Raw genomic sequence first — 20,721 nt, 5'->3', positions numbered from 1 at the left:
GACTGAGGCGATGCCCCCACGGGGGCATCGCCTCAGTCCCTTCGCCTTTTGCCGACCGGACCTCCGAGGCGCTGAACTACGACGCGGAGAGGTCCACGCCGAGCAGGTCGGAGAGAGTGGCTACCGTCTGCTTGGGGTCACGGTTGTGCACCCCCGCAAGGCCGAGCTGCTCTGCTGCCTGGACGTACGCCTCGGTGTCGTCGACGAAGATGCACTCCTCCGCCGGCAGGTCCATGAGCTTGAGCGTGATCTCGAAGAGGCCCTGGTCAGGCTTGCGCATCAGGTGCTGCTCGGAGATCACTACGACGTCGTACAGCCGCTCAAGCTCGTAGCCGTCGTACAGGTCCCACGGGGCCAAGCCCACCGAGTTGGACAGGATGCCCACCTTGATCCCGGCCCGTCGCGCCGCAGCAGCCGCGTTGATCAGAAGCGGCTCGGGGCGGAGGTCGCCGAAGATGCGGCCCATCAGGTTGTCGGGGGAGACGCCCAGCATCTTGCCGGCGAACTCGTTCCACTCGGTCTGGGAGACCGCTCCGCGCTCAAGATCGCTGGTGATCCGGACGCCTTCCTCGTCCTTGTACAGGGCCGCGAGGCAGGCGCCCTGCGGGAGGCCCTCGCGCTGCTCGAAGGCGAGCACCGCAGGCAGCAGCGGCGTGGTGAGCACGCCGCCGAAGTCGAGGATGAGGCCAGTGCGGCGGTGGGACATGCGGGAACTCCTGGTTGCTGAGATTACGGACACCCATCCAGACCGGACGGCGTCAGGCCCCGGCTACATGTCGTGACTGTGCGTCGCAGGCCAGGGCGTACCTGTGGGCGGATCAAGACCGATTTGTCCGCACAACCCACGGTACCAAACCAGATCAAGCATCGGATGGTGCCGAATCTCACTGTCGGGGCGCTATTCAAGATCGCCATATCGCACCCCGCGTGCCTGAGATGAGGCCGCCCTGTGGCGTCGTACGGAAATCCGTAGAGGCTACCGATCAGCCAACTCCGAAATTGTCGCTTCGGTGAGAAGGCCCTGAGCCTGCTTCTCGGTGGTATTCAAGTAGGCCGTGCTAACACGCGCTAGCCACGCTGCTTCGCTGTCGGTGTCAACAAAAGGCTTTTCTCGCAGAGGGGCGGAGGCGTCCACCCTTGCTGGTCCGGCGTCAACGGCCTTGAGCGCGGCTTTAATCCAGTACGCTTCTGCGGCCGGCTCCGGATCGGAATGCGACGCGGTAGCGTCCTCTGCGATGAATATCAGCTCCTGAGGAGCGTAGTAGCGCAGCTTCTCGCAAGCATCAGCGATATCCTGGGTCCACCGGTCGAGGCGGACGTCGATGGGGACGCGCATGTGCATAAGCTCGGTGAATCGCTTTCCAGGTGGATAGAGACTCGTCCCCGGAAACGCCTCTACCAGGTCGAACCAGAGCGGATAGATCGTGTTCAACGTGCGCCACGTCTTCCACCGGGCCACGGCCGCGCGGGTGGTGGGAATGCTGGCCCCAACGCAGACGATCAGGAAAAGCAGGTTCATCCATATTGATGCAGCGTCCACGACAAGTCGAACTGCGGATGGACTCATAGGGAAGACCACCGCGGCCCAGACGAGAGCAATGCGCGACACTGAATGGACCAGGCCCATCCACATCGAAATCCCCATCAAGCGCAGCCCGATGCGCATGCTCGTGCACTCAGCCCGTCGCGCTGCCCTTGTCCACTGGTACCCGCAAACTGTGGCCGTGACCAGTGGAAAGAAGTAGAAAACGGTCATGTAGACCGCAAATCCCCACTGGCCGGCATGGTCGATGAGGAAGTCTTGGCTCCGCACCTTGCGGTCCACCACGGTAAAGAACAGGACCGTGAGGAGAACGACGCCTACGATCCCGGCCTTATATGATGCGCGGGCGATCCAGCGAGATACCGCTACGTGACGGGGGACAACTGCCTCCGTGCTCTTCCCGTAGCTCGTGGCGACGTAGGTCAAGGCTGCGATGGTTGCCGCAGTGCTGGCGAAGTGTCTGAGCAGAGCATCCACGTCCACGACCGGGATTCGGTCCATGACGGTCATCAATGCCGGTGTATAGAGCCACAGGGCTATTCCGAACCCCGCATAGCCTCCCCACAAGGCCCGGCGGTGAAAGTCGCCGTAGCGAACTGCTGGGAATCGCCATACAGCGATTGCGGTCATTACGACCGCAGTCAGATATTGAAAATAGTCGGACATTGAACCGTGGCTATCTTGGGTAGGCTGCAATTTTCCCGACCCTGAAAGTCGGACGGCCGCAGCCTTAATCGCAATGAGGTGGATGGTCGGAAGTTGCGGGGCCGAGACGGCTAACGCCGGCGCTGGGGCGGGGCAACAGGGTGCGCAAGAGAGGACTCCAGAAGGCTGACCATGTCATCTCCCCCGGCTGACTGACGGCGCGCCAGTCGCTTTATGAGCGACGCCGAAAGCTCGGCCTGCTTCTCCTCGGGGCTGTCAAAGTCGACGCGCCCTTGGACCACCGCCGATGGATAACGACGGATGACCTCTTGGCGGATTCGTTCAGGAACGTATCGCTCGATCTCGCCTGGCGTCAGAGTGGTCCCGTGGTCCAGCCATTCGTGCGCGAGCTCATGGAGGATAATGTGCTCGGTCTGATTCCGGCTCGAACGGCGGCGGTAGAGAATGAGGGTGAACTCCGGCGCTTTCACTCGGAGGCCGCATGCTGAGCCCAGCCCGCCATCGGGGTCGTCCAGTGGTACTAGCCGAATCTGACGACCCAACGCGCCCTCCATGTTCCGCACCAGTGCCTCGACACTGAAAGGGGTGGGAACAGGAAGGTCGGCGAGCAGCCTCTCACATTCCTTCACGAGTGCGCGCTGTGAAGGGTCTCTACGCCAACGCATAATCGCTCCATTGAAATGCCGGTTTGCACCGCCAGCGCCATCCAGATACTCGTACGCGAGGCGCTACTAGTTAGGAGCCTGAGCTTAAGGTGCGCGGGGGCCGGTCGCTCGGCGGCCGTGCCCACGGCTAATCGTACAAGGGTGAAAGCGCGATATGTCCGGGGTGGGCATGTTGTGAAGGTCACGCCAGTGCGGTGATTTCAAGATCGAAAGTGGCCGACGGTGCCTTAATTGATCTTCGGCGTTGCTGCGCTGTCGCAGCCTGGCCTGTGCCCGCCGAGTCGGTGGGCTGCTTGTCGGTCGTATCTCCGCAACTTAGGGATCCGCAGTGTCCGAACGGCTGGCGGTCGGTAGCCTGCGACCATGACGAAGGCGATGCACCCGAAGCAGGCGGATGCCGAGGTATCGCCGTGACGGCGCGGCCGGCCGCCGAGGTGGATGGGGCCCCGCTCGGAGCGGACGATCCGGTGGTGCTGGCGGTGATGGAGCGCCTGCGTGAGCTCCAGGCCGGCACCGAGCCGTACAGCCAGGTGAAGGTTGGTAAGGAACTGGCCTACATGGATGTACTGGGCATGCGCTTGGGTGCGCGCTTTCCAGGCGACGCCGTACTCGGGCTGGCGGCGTGGCTGACCGAGAAGGGTTGGGCCGGCAGCCCTCCCGCAGAGGGAGAGAGCGTCCGGTACGGCGTGCGGCATGCCAACGGACCGACACCGGTTGCGTGCCGGTACTGCGGCACAGCGGTTCAGGACCCGCAGGCCCGGTATGTCTGGGCGCATGTGGGCGACGGGGCGTCGGCTCCGGTGTGCCGGATCTGTCAGCCGGAGCGGGTGCCTTCCCTCATGCTGGCCGTGCTGACCTCGGTGGTCGCTGTGGATGAACGTCGCATACTGCACCAGCAGGTGATGGCTGGCGACTACGTGGCGGTGGACTTGCGGGCGGTGGATGCCTTGGCGCAGGAGTACCGCTTGCGTCACGACGTCGCAGTCGAGCTTTGGGCGACCGTGCTGCTGCGCGAGGCGGAGCGGCAGCTACACACGTCGCAGGTCGCGGCGCACGGGCTGCTGGCGCCTGCCGGTGTCGACGGCGATGGGCGGCGCTCGGCGGCGTGATCTGTCGGAAGGTTCTCTGCTGCGGTGCTGCACTGATCCCGGCCGTTCACGCCCGCGGTCCTGGTCCTCGCCGAAGGGCAGCGGGTCGAGCGTAGTGACGGCGGCGTGAGGTCGGCCACGCCCCGGCGCGGAGACACGCAGGACCGCTGAGGCACAAGAGGCGGGCCGACGACTGCGAATGTCGGGCCGCCTCTTTCTCCTGCTGCTCCCGCCCGTGATCGAGCAGCGGGCTGCTATTTCCACACAGGGGTGAGCCGCTTAGGGTTCGGCGTCTTGTTCCCCTTCTCCCCAGGCTCAACCTGGACGGCGGAGAAGACCTCGAAGAGAACGTGGCGCTTCTGCGAAAGGTCGTACTCGCCAGAAAGCCACTTCTTGGCCACGTCATCGGGAGCCTCGTTCTGGACCTCTGCGGCCAATTCGAATTTGGCTCGCTCACGGCGGAGCTTCTTAACCTCTTTCTCCAGTGGAATAGCCAAGCGATAGAACATGTCGGCGGGAATTTCGTCGTCTTGCCACTTCTTTTCGAGCCCGGCCAGCTTGTCCGCCTTCTGCTGGAGCTTCTGTTCGTGGGGCCATGTGACCTTGACCGGAATGAAGGTCGCGTGGGCCTTTTTGAGCTTCGCCAGCACCAAGCGCTGGAGCTGCTCGTCAACCATGGGGCCGGAGATAGCATTGTGCCCGTATCGGCAGGTATAGACGTAGGGGCTGCGCTTGCTCCTGTTTTTCCCACCGCCCATGGGCTCGTTGCAGACGCGCGTTGTGACCTTGCCGTTGGTCTCCTCCTCGATGCGGTACTGGCAGCGAAGAAGCGTGGAGCCCAGGTACTTGATCGTCTTTGGCACACCGGTGATGCGTGGCGTACCGGAACCGCGTGCAATGTACGTGCTTCCGGGGCCGAAGGTAGCGCACACCGCGTGCCACTTTTCCGGCGTGGTTACTGTTTCCCAGACCCCCACAATCGGGGAGCCGTCATCGTCCAGAACGAGTTCGCCTCGGTTTGCGCGATAGCCACACACGCGGGGAGCGGTCATCATTTGCGTGAGACTCTGCGGAATGATTTCGCCGCCGCGGCTACCCTTCAACCCTCGCCGCTTCGACTCGGCGCAAAGGGTACTCATCGCCTTCCCCTTGATGCGCTCGTCGATTGCCCACGAGAGAAAGTCCGATTCGGGCCGCCGAAGTGTCTTCCTGTCTTCTTCCCAGCCGAACGGCCGCGGGCCGCTGTGAGGGAGGCCGTCGAGTATTCGGTCCTGGTGCCAGTCGCGGATTCGACGCCTCTTCTTCATGGACTCGGCCTTGTTGACCACCGCCATGATGCCGGTCTTGATGATCTCGCTTTCCTCAGTGAGATCCATCGGCCCCGACGGGGTGTAGAAGCGCCGGCTCGGGTCGAGCGTGAGCGCCTCGACAAAGTCCTCCCAGTCCCGATCGGTGCGTTGCACACGGTCCTGGTCCACGCAGATGACGCCGTGCACCGGGTAGCCCTCAGCGGTGTGCCCTCGCTTGAGGTCCCGGAGCATCGCCTGGAAGTCCGGACGCACTACGTCGCGCTTGGAGGCCGAGAGGTCGTTGTCCGTGTACCGGTGGACGATCACTGCATTGTGGCGAGCCGCGTTCCTGCCGTTGCGGCGGTGCTGGTTGGCCACACCCTTGCCGGCCGACCATGCCGAGGTGGCGGCCTTCTTCTTGTTGTGCTTGCGCCAGTCGTCCGAGATGCGGGAATACGCGATCAAGAAGGGGGTGTCGGGGTGGAGCCGGGCAAGCTCCTCCGGCGGAGCGAGCCCGGCGGGCCTGCCGCGCAGCTCAAGATCGTCCGGCCCGGTTTCCTCGGGCGGAGCGCTGGACATGGCTTGTTCGTGACTGATTGTGCTCAAGGACTTACTCCTGACCCGCCCGCCCGCAAGCTACGCGGGGCGGTTCGGATCATGGGACGATGGCGGTATGAACCGACTGGCTAACGAGCAGTCGCCGTACCTACTCCAGCATGCTTCCAATCCGGTGGATTGGTGGCCATGGGGAGAGGAGGCGATGAATGAAGCTAAGCGGCGGGACGTACCCATCTTCCTCTCGGTGGGGTATGCGTCCTGTCACTTATGCTTCTAGTAGTTTACTGGTGCCACGTGATGGCCCACGAGTCCTTCGAGGACGAGGCCACCGCGGCCCTGGTCAACGAGCGCTTCGTCGCCGTCAAGGTCGACCGCGAGGAGCGGCCCGACGTCGACGCCGTCTACATGGAGGCCGTACAGGCCGCCACCGGGCAGGGCGGCTGGCCGATGACCGTCTTCCTCACCCCGGACGCCGAGCCCTTCTACTTCGGCACCTACTTCCCGCCCGAGCCCCGGCACGGCATGCCGTCCTTCTCCGACGTCCTCGACGGCGTCTCGCGCGCCTGGACCGACCGCCGCGACGAGGTCGGCGAGGTCGCCGGGAAGATCGTCAAGGACCTTTCCGCCCGCTCGCTCGCCTTCTGCGGCGACGGCGTCCCCGGCGAGGAGGAGCTCGCCCAGGCGCTCCTCGGCCTCACCCGCGAGTACGACGCCACGGCCGGCGGCTTCGGCGGAGCGCCCAAGTTCCCGCCGTCGATGGCGCTGGAGTTCCTGCTGCGCCACCACGCCCGTACAGGCGCCGAGGGCGCCCTGCAGATGGCCGCCGACACCTGTGAGGCGATGGCCCGCGGCGGCATCTACGACCAGCTCGGCGGCGGCTTCGCCCGCTACGCCGTGGACCGCGGGTGGGTCGTGCCGCACTTCGAGAAAATGCTGTACGACAACGCGCTGCTCTGCCGGGTGTACGCCCACCTGTGGCGGGCCACCGGCAGCGAACTGGCCCGCCGGGTCGCCCTGGAGACCGCCGACTTCATGGTCCGCGAACTGCGCACCCCCGAGGGCGGCTTCGCCTCCGCGCTCGACGCCGACTCCGACGACGGCACGGGGAAGCACGTCGAGGGCGCCTTCTACGTCTGGACGCCCGCGCAGCTCACCGACGTCCTCGGCGAGGACGACGCCCGCTACGCGGCCCGCCACTTCGGTGTCACCGAGGACGGCACCTTCGAGCACGGCTCCTCGGTGCTCCAGCTCCCGCAGGCCGCCGGACCCGCCGACGCCGACCGGATCGCCTCGATCAGGGCCCGGCTGCTCGCCGCCCGCGAACAGCGCCCGCGCCCCGGGCGCGACGACAAGATCGTCGCCGCCTGGAACGGGCTCGCCGTGGCCGCGCTCGCCGAGGCCGGCGCCCTCTTCGACCGCCCCGACCTGGTCGAGCGGGCCACCGAGACGGCCGACCTGCTGGTCCGGCTCCACCTCGACGACGGCGCCCGCCTCACCCGTACCTCCAAGGACGGACACGCGGGCGGCAACGCGGGCGTCCTGGAGGACTACGCGGACGTCGCCGAGGGCTTCCTCGCGCTCGCGTCGGTCACCGGCGAGGGCGTGTGGCTGGAGTTCGCCGGCTTCCTCCTCGACGTCGTCCTCGACAAGTTCACGGCCGAGGAAGGGGCGCTCTACGACACCGCCCACGACGCCGAACGGCTGATCCGCCGCCCCCAGGACCCCACCGACAGCGCCACGCCCTCCGGCTGGACCGCGGCCGCCGGCGCGCTCCTGTCGTACGCGGCGCACACCGGCTCCGAGGCGCACCGGACCGCCGCGGAGCGCGCGCTCGGCGTGGTCAGGGCGCTCGGGCCGCGCGCGCCCCGGTTCATCGGCTGGGGCCTCGCCGTCGCCGAGGCGCTGCTCGACGGACCCCGCGAGATCGCCGTGGTGGGCGCCCCCGACGACGAGGCCTTCCACGCCCTGCGCCGCACCGCCCTGCGGGCCGGCACGCCCGGCGCGGTCCTCGCCGCCGGACTGCCCGGCGGCGAGGAGTTCCCGCTGCTGAGGGACCGGCCGCTGGTCGACGGCATGGCCACCGCCTACGTCTGCCGCCACTTCGTCTGCGACGCGCCGACGACGGACCCGGAGCTGCTGTCCCGCAAGCTCGCCCGCTGACCGGCGGGAGCGGCCCGAGGCACCCTCAGCAGCCGCCCCCTAGGCGCACAGCAGCTTGCCGCCCTCGGTCGGCCGGTACTCGCCGAGGCCCTGCGGGATCGAGCTGCTGGGCTTCGGGTGGGGCTTGGGCAGGGGTTTGTCCGCGCGCAGGGCCGCGAAGACCTCGGCGGCGTACTTCTTGTCCCAGGCGAGGGTCGAGCCGACGCCCGCGATGTTCGCGTTGAAGCCGGCCACGGGCACGGTCGCGAACTGGGTCCTGGCCGGGGTGACCTTCTTCAGGCGGCCGGCCAGCCTGACCAGTTCCGTGACGGAGAGCGCGCGCTCGCCCTCGCCGCCGCCGCGCAGCGTCGAGGCGAAGGCCTTGAGGCCGGCCGGGCTGGCCAGCAGGCCGTCCCGCAGGTTGCGGTGCAGGTTGGCCAGGAACAGGTGCTGCTTCTGGATGCGGCCGAAGTCCATCTTGCCGTCCGCGCGACGGGAGCGGACGAACTGCAGTGCCTCCCCGCCCTTCACCGACTTCGAGCCGGCCTTCAGGTCGAGACCGGTGACCGAGTCCTTGAGCGGGACCTTGGTGCAGACGGGCACGCCCTTGTCGAAGACGTCGACGGTGTCCATGAAGCGCCGGAAGTCGATCTCCAGGTAGCGGTGGACCGGCAGGCCGGTCATCGCCTCGACGGTCTCGACGGTGAAGGACGAACCGCCCTCCGCCCAGGCGCTGTTGATCTTCGCGGGATGGGCCTTGTGCTTCTCGCCCGTACGCCGGTCGACGTGTCCTTCGTGGAACGAGGTGAGGGAGTCGCGCGGCAGACTCACCACGCTCACCCGGTCGTTCTTCTCCGACACGTGCACCAGCATGATCACGTCCGTGCAGGAGCACTCGCGGCTGCCGAGCCGGTACTTCTTCTTCTCGGCCGCGGTGACGCCCTTGCGGCTGTCGAGGCCGACGACGAGCAGGTTGAGGCCCTTCTTCGGCGCGGGCAGATCCGCCGGGGCCGCGGCGAGGGCGCCCGTGCCGGTCGCGACCAGCGCCGTGGCCAGGAGCAGCGTACGTCTCCGGCGGGGGCGGGAGCCCGCCCGCCGGGGGGAGTGGGGGAATTTCATGCAGGAACGTTAAATCGGACGCTCTCGCACAGAGGTGCGCGACGCGACATGGACAGTTCGAATCACTCTCCTGCGGTGACTGTGCCATGATTCGGAACGTCAGCGGAAGGAGCGAATATGGCGCCCGATCGAGGGAAATGGGAGCGCATGGCCTTCATTCCGAAGAGCCGTTATGTGCCCGATCCGCCGCCGGCCGACCCGGAACCCTTTCCGGTGTATTCCTCGCTGGCCCGCCAGTGGATGCTGGCCGGTCGGGCGGTTCCCGGAGTGCCCGACCGGGAGTGGGAGCGGCTCATGAGGACACCTATCTGGCCCCGTTGAGCGATTCTGGGCCCGGCAATGGGGTGAACAACGCCGGGCGGACCGCCGGACGGTTTCCTTTCCGTGGCAGGGTCGTTGTCAATCGTGCAGCGGAAGGCGGGACACGAGTTGTCCCGCGCATCACGAAAGCCGTGAATTCTCTTCCGCCGCAGAAAGGATCCAGACGAAATGAAGTGCAAGAAGGCTGCGGTCGCCGTCGCCGGTCTGCTCATGGCCCTGGGTGCCGCCGCTCCCGCGATGGCCGACTCGTACGCCGAGGGCTTCGCCGTCGGTTCGCCGGGTGTCCTGTCGGGCAACGTGGTGCAGGTCCCGATCCACATCCCGATCAACGTCTGCGGCAACAGCGTGAACATCATCGGCGCGCTCAACCCGGCCGCGGGCAACGTCTGCATCAACGCCTGACGTCGCCCTGAGGGCCAACGCCTGACGTTGTCCTGAAGCGGTTCCCGCAGGACCCGGCCGGCCCCGGGGAGCGTCCACCACGCTCCCCGGGGCCGGCCTTCCGCCGTCCTCAGGAGGCCCCGGCGGCCACCCGCTCCCCGTCCGACCGCGGACGGCCCACCACGCCGCCGCGCCCGGCCGTCGACCCCAGCCGCCGCCGCACTCCCTTCACGAGCCGCCCGGCCGTGTAGCCCGCACCGAACACGAAGCGCATCGACGGCCCGTACGAAGGCGCCGTGAGCAGCCCGGCGAGGAAGAGCCCGGGCCACGAGGACTCGAACAGCGCTCCCACCTCCGGTGAACCGCCCGCACCCACCCGCCGCAGCCCGCCGCGCAGTTCCGGCGCGAGCACGTCCGCGCGGTCCAGGCTCGGCACGAACCCGGTGGCGGCGACGACATGGTCGGTCTCCACGACGTCCGTCGCCCCGTCGGGACCGGCAACGTCCAGGCGCAGCCGCTCGTCCGCGGTCACCGTCGCACGCGTGACCCGCTGCCCGAGCCGCACGTCCGCCACCTTCGCGAACCGCTCGCGCAGCCACCAGGCGCCCGCCGGGCCGAGCGCCGAGTCGAAGATCCGCTCGCGGGTCGCGGCGGGCAGCCGCCGGAAGACGCCGGGCGTGTCCGCGTACAGCCTGTTCCGCCAGCCGCAGCCGAGCCCCGTGTGCGGGGCGCGCAGCGACCGCCACGGGCCCCGGTCGAGGGCCGGCGGGACGGTGTTCCAGTTCAGCCGGCCGGAGCGGGCCAGGATCCGCACCGTCGCGCCCTGCTCGGTCAGGATGGCCGCTGTCTCCAGGGCCGCCTGCCCGGCGCCGATCACCGTGACGTCCCGGCCGGTGAAGCCGTCGAGCTCGCCGTGGTGGCTCGAGTGGGTGACATGGCGGCGGGGCAGCCCGCGCAGCGGCCCGGGGATCTCCATGAACGGCAGCACGCCCACCGCGAGCGCGACCGTACGGGCGCGGACGGTCTCGCCGTCCTCCGCCGTGACCGTGAAGCCGCCTCCGGCGGCCGGCGCCACGGCGGTGACGAGCCGCTCGTCGAGCGCCGGGACCGCCTGGCGGGCGAACCAGTCGCCGTACTCGGCGAAGAAGCCGACCGGCAGCGGTACGCCGTGCTCGGCGCGGACCCCGCGGGTGGTTGCGTAGGCGTCGAGCCCGTACGCGCCCGCCGGGTCGGAGAGATGCGAGGCCCACGGCTCGGACTTCAGGAACATCGCCGAGGGCATCGCGTGCCACATCTCCATGGGGCGGCCGAAGATCCGCAGGTTCAGCCCGTGCGCCGCCGCGTGGGCGGCGACGGACAGCCCGTAGGGCCCCGCTCCCACAATCACCAGGTCGTACATCGCGCGTTCCGCCTTCGAAGTCGTCGGTCTCATCGTCGGGTCATCCGGTCGTGGGGCGTACGGGCCGGGGGCTGCGGCGCGGGCACGGCCGCCACCGGCTGCGGACCGCCGGCGCGCAGCAGCCGCCGCGTCAGCCGCCGCGCCGGCCGACGGAGCCTCAGCAGGGCCTTGCGCAGGAGGTGCGCGCACCAGGTCCGTAGCATCGCGAGCGCCGGTCGCGGGTCGTCGGCGGCGAACCAGGCCGCCTCGCCGCCGCCGGTGCCGGGCCGCCCGGCCACGTGACGACGGCCCGGCGAGGTCAGGTACGACAGCGCCGCGTAGTTCTCGACGACGAAGCGCCGCCCGTACGAAGGGTGGTGCGCGGGCACCGGACGGCCGGTGAGGTCCAGGTGCATGGCCCGGACCACGTCGAGTCCGTCCCGGTCGGCGAACAGCCGGAACTGGGCGCCGGGCCGCGGGTTGAAGTCGAGCAGGTGGTAGGCGCCGGTCGTCCGGTCGAGCCGGAAGTCCAGGTCGCACACGCCCCGGTAGCCGAGCGCCGAGAGCAGCTCCCGGGCCGTCGCGTCGACCACGGGATTGGCCGTCCAGCGGCCCACCGCCGTGAGCCCGGCGCCGTCGGGCCAGGAACGCTCCTTGATGCCGGTGGCACCGGTCGAGCAGCCGCCGGCGGAGTCCACGTATCCGTGGAAGAACCAGTCGAGTCCCCGCCCCGCGGGCAGCAGCTCCTGGAGCAGCAGCCGGCTGCCGGCCTGCGGGGCGCGCGCGTACAGCTCACGCACCTCGGCGAGCGAGCCGACGATCGTGGTGCTGCGCAGCCCGCCGCCGGCCGGCAGCAGCCAGGGCCGGCTCCACTTCGCGATCACCGGAAGGCCCAGCGACCAGGCCATGGCGGCGGCCTCGTCGGCGCTCGCGGGGAGTTCGGTACGCGGGTGGGGGAGGGCGAGGGCCCGGCAGGTCTCGGCGAGCTGGGCCTTGTCGGCGACCCGGGTGAGCTGCTCGGGCGACTGGTCGGGCAGCAGGAAACGGCCGGCCAGCTCGGGCCGGCACTCGGCGAGGGAGAGGGCGGTGATGTCGTCGAGCGGCACGAGCAGGGCGGGCGCGGGCCGCGCGCGGCGGTGGGGCCGGCGACGGCCGGGCAGGTGGTCGGACAGGGGCTGGGGCCACGGGTCGGGCAGGGGCTCGGGCCAGGGGTCGGAGCGGCCGTCGCCGTGTTCACGGTCGGGCCGGCCGTCGTCCCGCTCCTCGCGCTCCTCGATCTCGTCGGCGATCCGGTGCAGCAGCCGGGTGAGTTCGGCGGGCGACGGTTCCGCCGGGCGCTGGTGGGCGCGCCGGAGGTAGCGGGAGCGGACGACCGGACTGGCCGGCGACTCGACCACCGCGTGGACCGCGATGCCCGCCCGCCCCAGGGACCGCGCCGCGCCGAGCGTGCCGTGGTGAAAGGGGTTCGGGTCGAGCCGCACAAGGACCGCGGGGACGCGGGTGTCAAAACTCGGCACGGCATGTCCTTCGTCTCGGGTGCCCCAATTGGGCGATGAAAAATCCTCTTACGGACTATTGATGGGAGCGAACCGGAGTTCCCGGTCGGCGCATTAGGAATACTTTCGGAAGATCGGACTGACGGACCATCAAGCGGCGCGCGAGAGAAGGAGTGCTGTCATGATCAACCGAAAGCAGAGAACTTCGAGGGTGTGGCTGGGGGTGTTCACCGCCGGTCTCCTTGCATCAGGTTCTGTCGTGCTGTCGTCTCCAGCTCACGCCCACGCACACGCCCAGGCTCACGCCGCCGAATCCGAATCCGTAACGACGAGGGACCCCAGACCGACTCTGTCCAACGCCATGGGAGCGTTCCTGGACTCGGGCCCGCTCGGGGTCGCGCGGATCTCCCAGCTGGAGCGCTGGCTCGGCGGCCGCGAGCTACGCGTCGGACACACGTACCTGCCGGGCGACCTCTGGTCGAACATCGAGGGCCCGCCCGGCTTCCTCGACGCCTGGGCGAACTGGCGCAACGAGCGAGCCGACCGCCTGTTCGTCCTCAACGTGCCCATGCTGGAGCGGAACGAGGCGGGCGTCTCCGACTACGAGGTCCGCCGCCAGCTCCAGCTCGGCGCCGCCGGGTACTTCGACCACCACTTCCGCACCCTCGCCCAGCGCCTGGTCGACCTCAAGGCCGCCGACACCGTTGTGGTCCTCGGCTGGGAGATGAACGGCACGACGTACACCCACCGGTGCGCGCCGGACCCGACGTCGTGGAAGAAGTACTGGACCCGGATCGTGACCGCGATGCGGTCCGTGCCGGGACAGAAGTTCCGCTTCGACTTCAACCCGAGCCGGGGCCGGGACGCCGTCCCGTGGACCGAGTGCTATCCCGGGGACGACGTCGTCGACATCATCGGGATGGATTCCTACGACCAGCCTCCGGGCTCCGATTTCGACCGGCACGTCAGCGAGCCCTACGGGCTCCAGGCGCAGGTCGATTTCGCGGCCGAACACGGGAAGCAGATCTCCTATCCGGAATGGGGTCTCTTCCGGAACGGAGACAACCCCGAGTACATGCGGCGCATGCTGGAATGGATGAAGCAGCACAAGCCGCTGTACCACACGATCACCGATTACTGCCCGCACGGCGTCTGGCAGTGCGGGGCCAATCCGGAGTCCTCGCAGGTGTTCCGGCAGATGCTGTACGGCGTGGACCCGACGGACCCGGTCGAGCCGACGGAGCCGACCGAGCCGACGGAGCCCACGGACCCGACGGAGCCGACGGAGCCGACCGAGCCCACGGACCCGGTCGAGCCGACGGACCCGACGGACCCGGTCGACCCGGTGGATCCTGCGGACCCGGTGGATCCTGTGGACCCGGTGGACCCGGTGGACCCGACGGTGCCGGTACCGAAGCCTGAGCCCAAGCCGGAACCGAAGCCTGAGCCGAAGCCTGAGCCGAAGCCTGAGCCGAAGCCTGAGCCGAAGCCTGAGCCGAAGCCTGAGCCGAAGCCTGAGCCGAAGCCTGAGCCCAAGCCCGAGCCGAAGCCTGAGCCGAAGCCTGAGCCCAAGCCCGAGCCGAAGCCGGAACCGAAGCCTGAGCCCAAGCCCGAGCCGAAGCCGGAACCGAAGCCCGAGCCGAAGCCTGAGCCCAAGCCGGAACCGAAGCCCGAGCCCAAGCCCGAGCCGGAACCCAAGCCCGAGCCGAAGCCCGAGCCCGACTGCTGGAAGCTGAACCTCGGTTCATGGGTGGAGAGCTGGATCGGCGGACAGATCTGCGTACCGACGAACTCCTGGAAGGAGTCCTGGAAGCAGCCGGCAAAGCCCGCGATGCCCGCCGCGCCCGCCGTACCCGCGATGCCCGCCATGCCCGCGGTGCCCGCGAAGCCCGCGAAGCCCGAGGCGCCGGCCAAGCCCGCCATGCCCGCCATCCCCGCCATGCCCGTCGAGCCGGCCAAGTCCGACACGCCGGTCGTCGGCTGGCAGGACGGACTGAAGATCGACTGGAAGGGCGCGCTGAACGGGGTCTGGCCCTTCTGACCGGTCCGACCGGTCGGTGAAACCCCCCACGGCGGCGGAGGAACTCATCCTCCGCCGCCGCTCGGCGTTCCGGCGGCCCCGCCCGCCGGTCGCGGCCGCGACCGCAGCCGCCCGACCGCCCGCCCGACCCACTCCCGCTCCCGCGCCTGCCGGGCCGCCCAGCTCCGGCCGTTCGCCGCGCCCGCGCGCAGCCACAGCAGCGGGGCCGCGCTCCGGCCCGCGAGCAGGAGCCGCTGGTTGGGCACGGTCTCGGGTCGCCAGTGGTGCTTGTACGGCTCGGTGCCGCGCAGCATGCTCAGCGTGGCCCGGCCGCTCGCGCTGGTCTCGCGCGCGCCGTGCCGCAGCAGCATCGCCGCGACGTCCACCTTGCGTGCGCGCAGGGCCGGGTCCGCCCCGTACAGATAGCCGCCCGCGAGGCGCGGCGACATCAGCGTCAGGTCCGCGCAGACGACGTCGCCGCCGAGCCGGAACTCGGTGACCATCGCGTCGCCGCGCTCGACCATGGGCAGCACCGCCCGCGTCAGGTGCTGCGCGAAGCGCTCGCTGGTGTGCTCGGCGGTCACGCCACGGCCCTGCCACTGCAGTTGATGGAGCCGGAGGAGGCGCTCCAGGGCCACCGGTACCTCCGCCGGGGGCACGATGCGCTCGTCGATGCCCAGCGCGTCCATCTTCCGCAGCTTCGCCCGCACCCGCTGCGCCTTCCCGGAGGGGATGCGTTCGAGCAGGGCCTCCATCGGTACGGCGGGCAGTTCGAGGCACAACGAGTCGGCGAGCCGTCGCCGGGGGCCGCGCCAGGCCTCGTAGACGCGCTCGGCCGCCGCCCCGGGCCGTACCTCGCGCAGGTCGATCACCGCGCCGCGCGCCGCCCGGGCCATGGCGCCGGCGAGTGCGGGCGCGGCCTCCGGGCAGTCGTCGTCGAGCAGGACGTCGGTGAAGTCGGTGATGGCGCCGCCGAGCTGGGTGAGCACCGGCAGCGGCCCGGCCGCGGCCCGCATCAGCGGCGCCGCCGCGACGGGCGTGCCGTCAGCGCGCCGGACCAGGACGATCCGCAGGGCGCCGGGCCGGCCGTACGACAGCCACCAGGAGTGGAGCCACGAGTGGGACTGGAAGGGCGTGGCCGTCGAGCAACGGCCGTAGAGCGCGGTCCACTCCGGTGCGAGCCGGCCGAAGGAGGCGGCGTCCCGGCAGACTTCCGGGTAGAGGGGTCTGCCGTTCACACCGCCTCCGGTTCCGGCTGCTGCGCGGCGCCGGCCGGGCCCGGAACCGAGGCCGCGGTCTGGGTGCCGGCCGGGTTCGCGCCCTGTCGCGAGTGCCGTGCCTCGGCCCTGGCCGAGCGCTTGGGCCGCACCAGCAGCACCAGGCCGCCGAGGAGTCCGCCCGCACAGCCGCCGACCAGCGCCGACAGCGAGGCCGACGGCGAGACCGGCTCGACCGGCTTGGTCGCCCGCGAGAACTGGACCACCTTCACGCCCGTGTTCGCGGCGACGTGCGCGCTGTTGAGGACCAGCGAGCGGGCCACGCCGTCGGCCATCGACACCGCCGTCGACGGCTTCGCCGAGCGGGCCGTGATCGAGATCATCGGAGCGTCGGGCGAGGTCGAGGCCTGCACGCTCGACCGCAGCGTGTCGGCCGAGACGCCCGCCCACACCTGGGCATCGCCGGTCACCGCGATGTCCGTGGCGACCCGCCCGTACGCCTGGGCGAAGCCGAGCGCGGCCGACGGGTCGGACTTCTCCCCGGGTACGACGATGACGTAGCTGGTCGCCGCGTACTCGGGGGTCTTCAGAGCCCCGTAACCACCGCCGAGTACCGCTCCGGCGAGCACGGCGGCGGGCAGCACCATCCAGCGGGCGGGGGTGAGCAGGGTGTGACGTGGTGGGTTCGTGGTCATGACGCAGCTCTCACTTCACGGGAAGGGGGCCGTGGACGGCCTGGTGGTAGAGGGACATCAACTTCCGGGCGCTCTGCGCGATGTCGTAGCGGCGCACCGCCTCCGGCGGCGCCAGCCGGCCGTGCCCGGAGCCGCGCAGCGCGAGCAGCGCCGAGATCAGCTCGGGCACCGACTCACCGATCCGCCGCGCACCGGGCGCGGCCTCGGCCGGCAGGTCGTCGATCGCCGGGCAGGCCACGTAGAGCGCGGGAAGCCCGGCCGCCAGCGCCTCGACGACGGCGAGCCCGAAGGTCTCGTCCGGGGAGGTGGACACGAACACGTCCATGGCGGCGAGCAGCGCGGGAAGACCAGGCCGCCCGCCGTGCCCGCCGGGCCTCCGGGAAGGGTCGGAAGAGGCGAGAGCGTCGGCCGAGTGCGCGCGGCCTTCCGCGGCCGCCGGGCCTGACGGGCCCTCCGGGCCCGCCGGCGGGTCCTCGCACGCGCCCGGCAGCAGGACCCGGTCCGTCGCCCCGCACTCCTCGGCGATGCGCAGCAGGTGTTCCCGCTGATCGCCCTCGCCGACCAGCAGCAGGCGGGCCTCCGGTACCGCCGCCACCGCGCGTACCAGGCGGTCGAAGCGCTTTCCCGGGGCGAGGCGCCCGACGCCGCCGACGACGAACGCGTCCGGGGGCAGCCCGAGCGCCGCCCGGGCCGACACGCGCGCCCGGGGATCGAAGGCGAAGCGGTTCGTCTCGATGCCGTTCGGCACCACGCGGATGCGGGACGGGGCCACGCCCCAGCGGGTGAGCCGGCGGGCCACGCTCGGTGAGACGGCGACCGTGGACGTGCCGAGGCGTTCGGTCGCCAGGTACAGCGCCCTGGTCCCCGCCGACAGCGGCCGGCCCTCGATCTGCGCGTCGCCGAGGGAGTGTTCGGTCGCGATGACGGACCGCACGCCGGCGAGCCGCGCGGCCGGCCTGCCGTACACGCACGCCCGGTACAGGTGGGTGTGGACCAGGTCGTAACCGCCCTGCCGGATCAGCCGGGTGAGCCGGGGCAGTGCGCCGACGTCACGGTTGCCGGTCATCCCGAGGTGGGTGACCGGGGTGCCGTCCGCCTCGATGCCGTCGGCGACGGCACCGGGGTTCGTCAGGGTGACCACGGCGCTCCGCAGCGGGAGGTGGCGCAGCATCAGACGGAGCTGCTGCTCGGCGCCGCCGATGCCGAGCCCGGTGATGACGTGCAGCACCTTCATGTCGGTCGTCATGACAGGACCGACCTCGCCGGGCCGTTCTGCGCCGGGATCAGGTCGGCGGGCCGGCGCCGCCGCAGCGGGTGCAGCACCCGCTTCGCGGTGAGCCGCCAGGACGTGTCGTCCTCGCCGACGTGGATGCGGGGCAGGGCGTACGTCCCCGACAGCGGCCCCGGATCGATCGCGCAGCCGTACGTGTAGCCCGCCTTGCGGACCGCCCGCACGACCCGGGTGTCGACCGTTCCGTACGGGTAGCAGAAGCCGTGCACCGGATCGCCGGTGATCTCCTCGATCAGTTCCCGGCTGTGCCGCGTCTCGGCCGCCAGGGTGGCGTCGTCGGCGTCCACCAGGGAGACGTGGTGCAGCCCGTGCGAGCCGATCTCCATGCCCGCGGCGGCGGCCCGGCGGATGCCGTCCTCGTCGAGCAGCGGTTTGCGCGGGCCCTCCGCGTCCCAGGCGTTGTCGCCGCCGAGCCGCCCGGGCAGCACGTACACGGTCGCCGTGAAGCCGTGCCGGCGCAGCAGCGGCACCGCCGACTCCAGGAAGTCCGCGTAGCCGTCGTCGAAGGTCAGCCCGACCAGGCCGCGTTCCCGCCCTTCGGCGGTCGCCGCGAGCAGCTCCCGCACGGACACGCCGCGCAGGCCGCGGTCGCCCAGCCAGTGCAGCTGGCGGGCGAAGCGCACGGGGGAGACGGTCACCTTGTACGGGTCAGCGGGCGTTTCCGTGATCGAGTGGTACATCGCCACCCACAGGGGAGGCTTCGGCAGCAGTCGACGCAGCACGGCGGGGGCGGGCATGGGGGGTCCTTCGGCGGGGAGAACGGGGCAGGGGCGGGATCTCGGGCGCCTTGGCGGCGCACGCGACGAACAGCAGGAAGACGACGACCACGACCAGGCCGGCGACGGTGAGGGAGAGCACGGGCGGGCCGATCAGGACCGAGCACAGCCAGCCCGCGCCGGTGGCCCAGGCGCCGGCCGTCGCCAGCCGCAGCAGGCCCTCGCCGAGCCGGCGGAAGTCGACGGGGACGGACTGGCGGTGGGCGCCGCGCAGCAGCATCACGGCGGTGAGGGTGATGCCGAAGGCGTTGGCGCCGGCGATGCCCGAGGCGCCCCAGAAGCGGGCGGCGACCGCGCCGGTCACGGCCGTCGCGGCGAGCCCGGCGCCCATCGCGGCGGCGGGGTACCAGAGCGGTCGGGCGGCCGAGAAGTAGCAGCGGACCAGGGCGCCCACGACGGTCTGGCCGAGCAGCCCGAGCGCGTACACCCGCATCACGGCCGCGGTCGCCGCGGTGTCGCCGGCGTCGAACGCGCCGCGCTGGAAGAGCAGTTCGACGATCTGCGGGGCGGCGGCGATCACCGTCGACGCGCCGATGAGGACCACCACGGCGGCGAGCAGCAGATCCCGCTCGACCCGCCGGCGGGCCGCCTCCTTGTCGCCCGAGGCGAGCGCGCGGGCGACGACGGGGAAGCTGACCGTGCACAGCATCAGGGAGAGGATCATCGGCATCTGCGCGACCTTCTGCGCGTAGTTCAGATGCGAGATGGCGCCGGCCGGGAGCGGCGAGGCGAGGAAGCGCTCGATCAGGATCTGCGACTGGCGGGTCAGCGCGAAGACCACGACCGGAGCGATCATCCCGATCACGAGGAGCCGCCCGTCGCCGGCCGGCGGCGCCTTGGGCTCCTCCTTCGGTACGGGCCGGGTCCGCAGCTCCCGCAGGAGCGAAGGCGCCTGGACGAGGACCATCAGGACACCGCCGACCGCGACGCCGGCGGCGGCCGAGCGGACGCCGAGCGGCTCGCGCAGCACCAGTGTGGTGCCGATGATGCCGACGTTGTACGCCACGTAGATCGCGGCCGGCGGCAGGAACGAGCCGTGCGCGCGCAGCGCGGCCGAGCAGTAGCCGGCGAGGGCGAAGGACAGCACGCAGGTGGCCGTGAGCCGGGTGCAGTCCACCGCGAGCTGCGGGTCGGGCAGGCCCGGCGCGAGCGCGGCGACCAGCAGCGGCGCGAGGACGACGAGCAGGGCGGAGACGGCGGCGACGGCGAGGACGATGCGCGGCAGGGTGGCCCGTACGAGGGTGCGGACCGGGTCACCGAACAGCGTGCCGGCGCGGCGCGCGAGGGCCCGCGAGAACGCCGGCACCAGGATCAGCGCCATCGCGTCCTCGATGAGCAGCGTCGAGGCGAACTCCGGGACGGTCCAGGCCACGAGGAAGGCGTCGGTCTCGGCGCCGGCGCCGAAGTAACCCGCGAGGATCTGGTCCCTGACCAGTCCGAGCACCGCGCCGACGGCGGTCAGGGCGGCCGTGACGGCCGCGGCCCGCAGCAGGAACCGCCCCGACGGCGACCACTTCGTACGGCGCCGGGCGTGCCGGGCCCGCTCGGGGGCGAGCGGCCGCGCGCCGTGGCCCAGGGGCCGGCCGCCGAGCAGCGGCGGGCGGGCGGCCGCGTCCGGCACGGAATGACTGGTGATGGGCCGGGCGCCGAGGGCCACGGCCCGGTGTCCGGCCGTCCCGTGCCGCACCACGCGCGGCGCCGCGGGCCGCCGGCCGCCGGCCGCGTGCGCGGGCGACTCGCACCGCCCGTCGGTCGGCGCCGCCGCCCCCCACGGATCCGCGCCCGCGCCGGCCCGCAGGCCGCGGACGACCTCGACGGGCGGTACCTCCGCCGCCGTCCCGTGCACGGGCAGCCCGCACAACGCGTCCGCCGCACCTCCCGCCGCCCACGGATCCCCCGTCACGCCACCGGCCCCCACCTCGATGCCCCCCACCACTGGCGCCGCCTGAAGCGGCGGCAGGTCACACAACGGATCACCGACCGCGAGCTCCGCCCACGGATCCCCCGTCACGCCACCGGCCCCCACTTCGATGCCCCCCACCACTGGCGCCGCCTGAAGCGGCGGCAGGTCACACAACC

At 70.8% G+C, this 20,721-nt stretch carries 14 protein-coding genes and 2 pseudogenes; 4 read left to right on the top strand and 12 right to left on the bottom strand.

The annotated features are described in order from the left end of the window. Nucleotides 1–76 precede the first annotated feature (76 nt). The 3 genes from ACFVGS_RS36430 to ACFVGS_RS36420 all read right to left on the bottom strand — a co-directional run bounded on the left by ACFVGS_RS36430 (nucleotide 77) and on the right by ACFVGS_RS36420 (nucleotide 2,838). Nucleotides 77–706, bottom strand: a complete 630-nt coding sequence (locus tag ACFVGS_RS36430) for an HAD-IA family hydrolase (RefSeq protein ID WP_385696685.1) — start codon at nucleotides 704–706, stop codon at nucleotides 77–79. A gap of 270 nt (nucleotides 707–976) precedes the next feature. Beyond that, nucleotides 977–2,173, bottom strand: a complete 1,197-nt coding sequence (locus ACFVGS_RS36425; RefSeq protein ID WP_385696693.1) for an MAB_1171c family putative transporter — start codon at nucleotides 2,171–2,173, stop codon at nucleotides 977–979. 146 nt (nucleotides 2,174–2,319) lie between these two features. Next, nucleotides 2,320–2,838 (bottom strand): hypothetical protein, encoded by a 519-nt coding sequence (locus ACFVGS_RS36420; protein ID WP_385696682.1) that lies wholly within the window; start codon nucleotides 2,836–2,838, stop codon nucleotides 2,320–2,322. Nucleotides 2,839–3,284: 446 nt separating this feature from the next. Between ACFVGS_RS36420 and ACFVGS_RS36415 the strand changes: the two genes are divergently transcribed. Further along, nucleotides 3,285–3,983 carry a hypothetical protein gene (locus tag ACFVGS_RS36415; protein WP_385696680.1) on the top strand — a complete coding sequence of 233 codons (699 nt, stop codon included), beginning with the start codon at nucleotides 3,285–3,287 and terminating at the stop codon, nucleotides 3,981–3,983. Nucleotides 3,984–4,216: 233 nt separating this feature from the next. On the opposite strand, the gene ACFVGS_RS36410 is transcribed toward ACFVGS_RS36415, so the two are convergent. Next, nucleotides 4,217–5,857, bottom strand: coding sequence for a recombinase family protein (locus tag ACFVGS_RS36410; protein WP_385696677.1), 1,641 nt, complete (start codon nucleotides 5,855–5,857; stop codon nucleotides 4,217–4,219). 67 nt (nucleotides 5,858–5,924) lie between these two features. On the opposite strand from ACFVGS_RS36410, the pseudogene ACFVGS_RS36405 reads away from it, so the two are divergent. Further along, nucleotides 5,925–7,969, top strand: a pseudogene (locus tag ACFVGS_RS36405) (thioredoxin domain-containing protein). 39 nt (nucleotides 7,970–8,008) lie between these two features. On the opposite strand, the gene ACFVGS_RS36400 reads toward ACFVGS_RS36405, so the two are convergent. After that, entirely contained in the window at nucleotides 8,009–9,067 is a 1,059-nt protein-coding gene (locus ACFVGS_RS36400; protein WP_384411678.1) for an LCP family protein, read from the bottom strand. Between the two features lie 489 nt (nucleotides 9,068–9,556). On the opposite strand from ACFVGS_RS36400, the gene ACFVGS_RS36395 reads away from it, so the two are divergent. After that, nucleotides 9,557–9,790 carry a chaplin gene (locus ACFVGS_RS36395; protein ID WP_384411677.1) on the top strand — a complete coding sequence of 78 codons (234 nt, stop codon included), beginning with the start codon at nucleotides 9,557–9,559 and terminating at the stop codon, nucleotides 9,788–9,790. A gap of 109 nt (nucleotides 9,791–9,899) precedes the next feature. On the opposite strand, the gene ACFVGS_RS36390 is transcribed toward ACFVGS_RS36395, so the two are convergent. Next, nucleotides 9,900–11,168 carry an FAD-dependent oxidoreductase gene (locus ACFVGS_RS36390; protein ID WP_384411935.1) on the bottom strand — a complete coding sequence of 423 codons (1,269 nt, stop codon included), beginning with the start codon at nucleotides 11,166–11,168 and terminating at the stop codon, nucleotides 9,900–9,902. 29 nt (nucleotides 11,169–11,197) lie between these two features. Further along, nucleotides 11,198–12,664, bottom strand: a complete 1,467-nt coding sequence (locus tag ACFVGS_RS36385; protein ID WP_384411675.1) for an ATP-grasp domain-containing protein — start codon at nucleotides 12,662–12,664, stop codon at nucleotides 11,198–11,200. Between the two features lie 163 nt (nucleotides 12,665–12,827). Between ACFVGS_RS36385 and ACFVGS_RS36380 the strand changes: the two are divergent. Beyond that, nucleotides 12,828–14,012: pseudogene (locus ACFVGS_RS36380) on the top strand (glycoside hydrolase family 26 protein); the annotation flags it as partial. Nucleotides 14,013–14,728: 716 nt separating this feature from the next. On the opposite strand, the gene ACFVGS_RS36375 reads toward ACFVGS_RS36380, so the two are convergent. From ACFVGS_RS36375 to ACFVGS_RS36355, 5 genes are read right to left on the bottom strand one after another with little or no spacing between them, the layout of a single operon-like run. Continuing rightward, the gene (locus ACFVGS_RS36375) at nucleotides 14,729–15,901 is read right to left on the bottom strand and encodes a GNAT family N-acetyltransferase (protein ID WP_384411673.1); all 1,173 of its coding nucleotides are present in this window, start codon (nucleotides 15,899–15,901) and stop codon (nucleotides 14,729–14,731) included. Next, nucleotides 15,898–16,575 (bottom strand): lipopolysaccharide biosynthesis protein, encoded by a 678-nt coding sequence (locus ACFVGS_RS36370; protein ID WP_385696674.1) that lies wholly within the window; start codon nucleotides 16,573–16,575, stop codon nucleotides 15,898–15,900. The genes ACFVGS_RS36375 and ACFVGS_RS36370 overlap by 4 nt, the downstream gene beginning before the upstream one ends. Nucleotides 16,576–16,585: 10 nt before the next feature. Then, nucleotides 16,586–17,809 (bottom strand): glycosyltransferase, encoded by a 1,224-nt coding sequence (locus ACFVGS_RS36365; RefSeq protein WP_385696691.1) that lies wholly within the window; start codon nucleotides 17,807–17,809, stop codon nucleotides 16,586–16,588. A gap of 8 nt (nucleotides 17,810–17,817) precedes the next feature. After that, nucleotides 17,818–18,603: a polysaccharide deacetylase family protein gene (locus ACFVGS_RS36360; RefSeq protein ID WP_384411670.1), complete on the bottom strand. Its 786-nt coding sequence runs from the start codon at nucleotides 18,601–18,603 to the stop codon at nucleotides 17,818–17,820. Next, nucleotides 18,515–20,236, bottom strand: coding sequence for a lipid II flippase MurJ (locus tag ACFVGS_RS36355; protein WP_385696687.1), 1,722 nt, complete (start codon nucleotides 20,234–20,236; stop codon nucleotides 18,515–18,517). Before ACFVGS_RS36355 ends, ACFVGS_RS36360 begins: the two co-directional genes overlap by 89 nt. Between the last annotated feature and the right edge of the window lie 485 nt (nucleotides 20,237–20,721).

This window comes from Streptomyces sp. NPDC127114, assembly GCF_042677525.1.
GTDB lineage: Bacteria > Actinomycetota > Actinomycetes > Streptomycetales > Streptomycetaceae > Streptomyces.
This window is presented reverse-complemented; position numbering and strand designations above follow the sequence as displayed.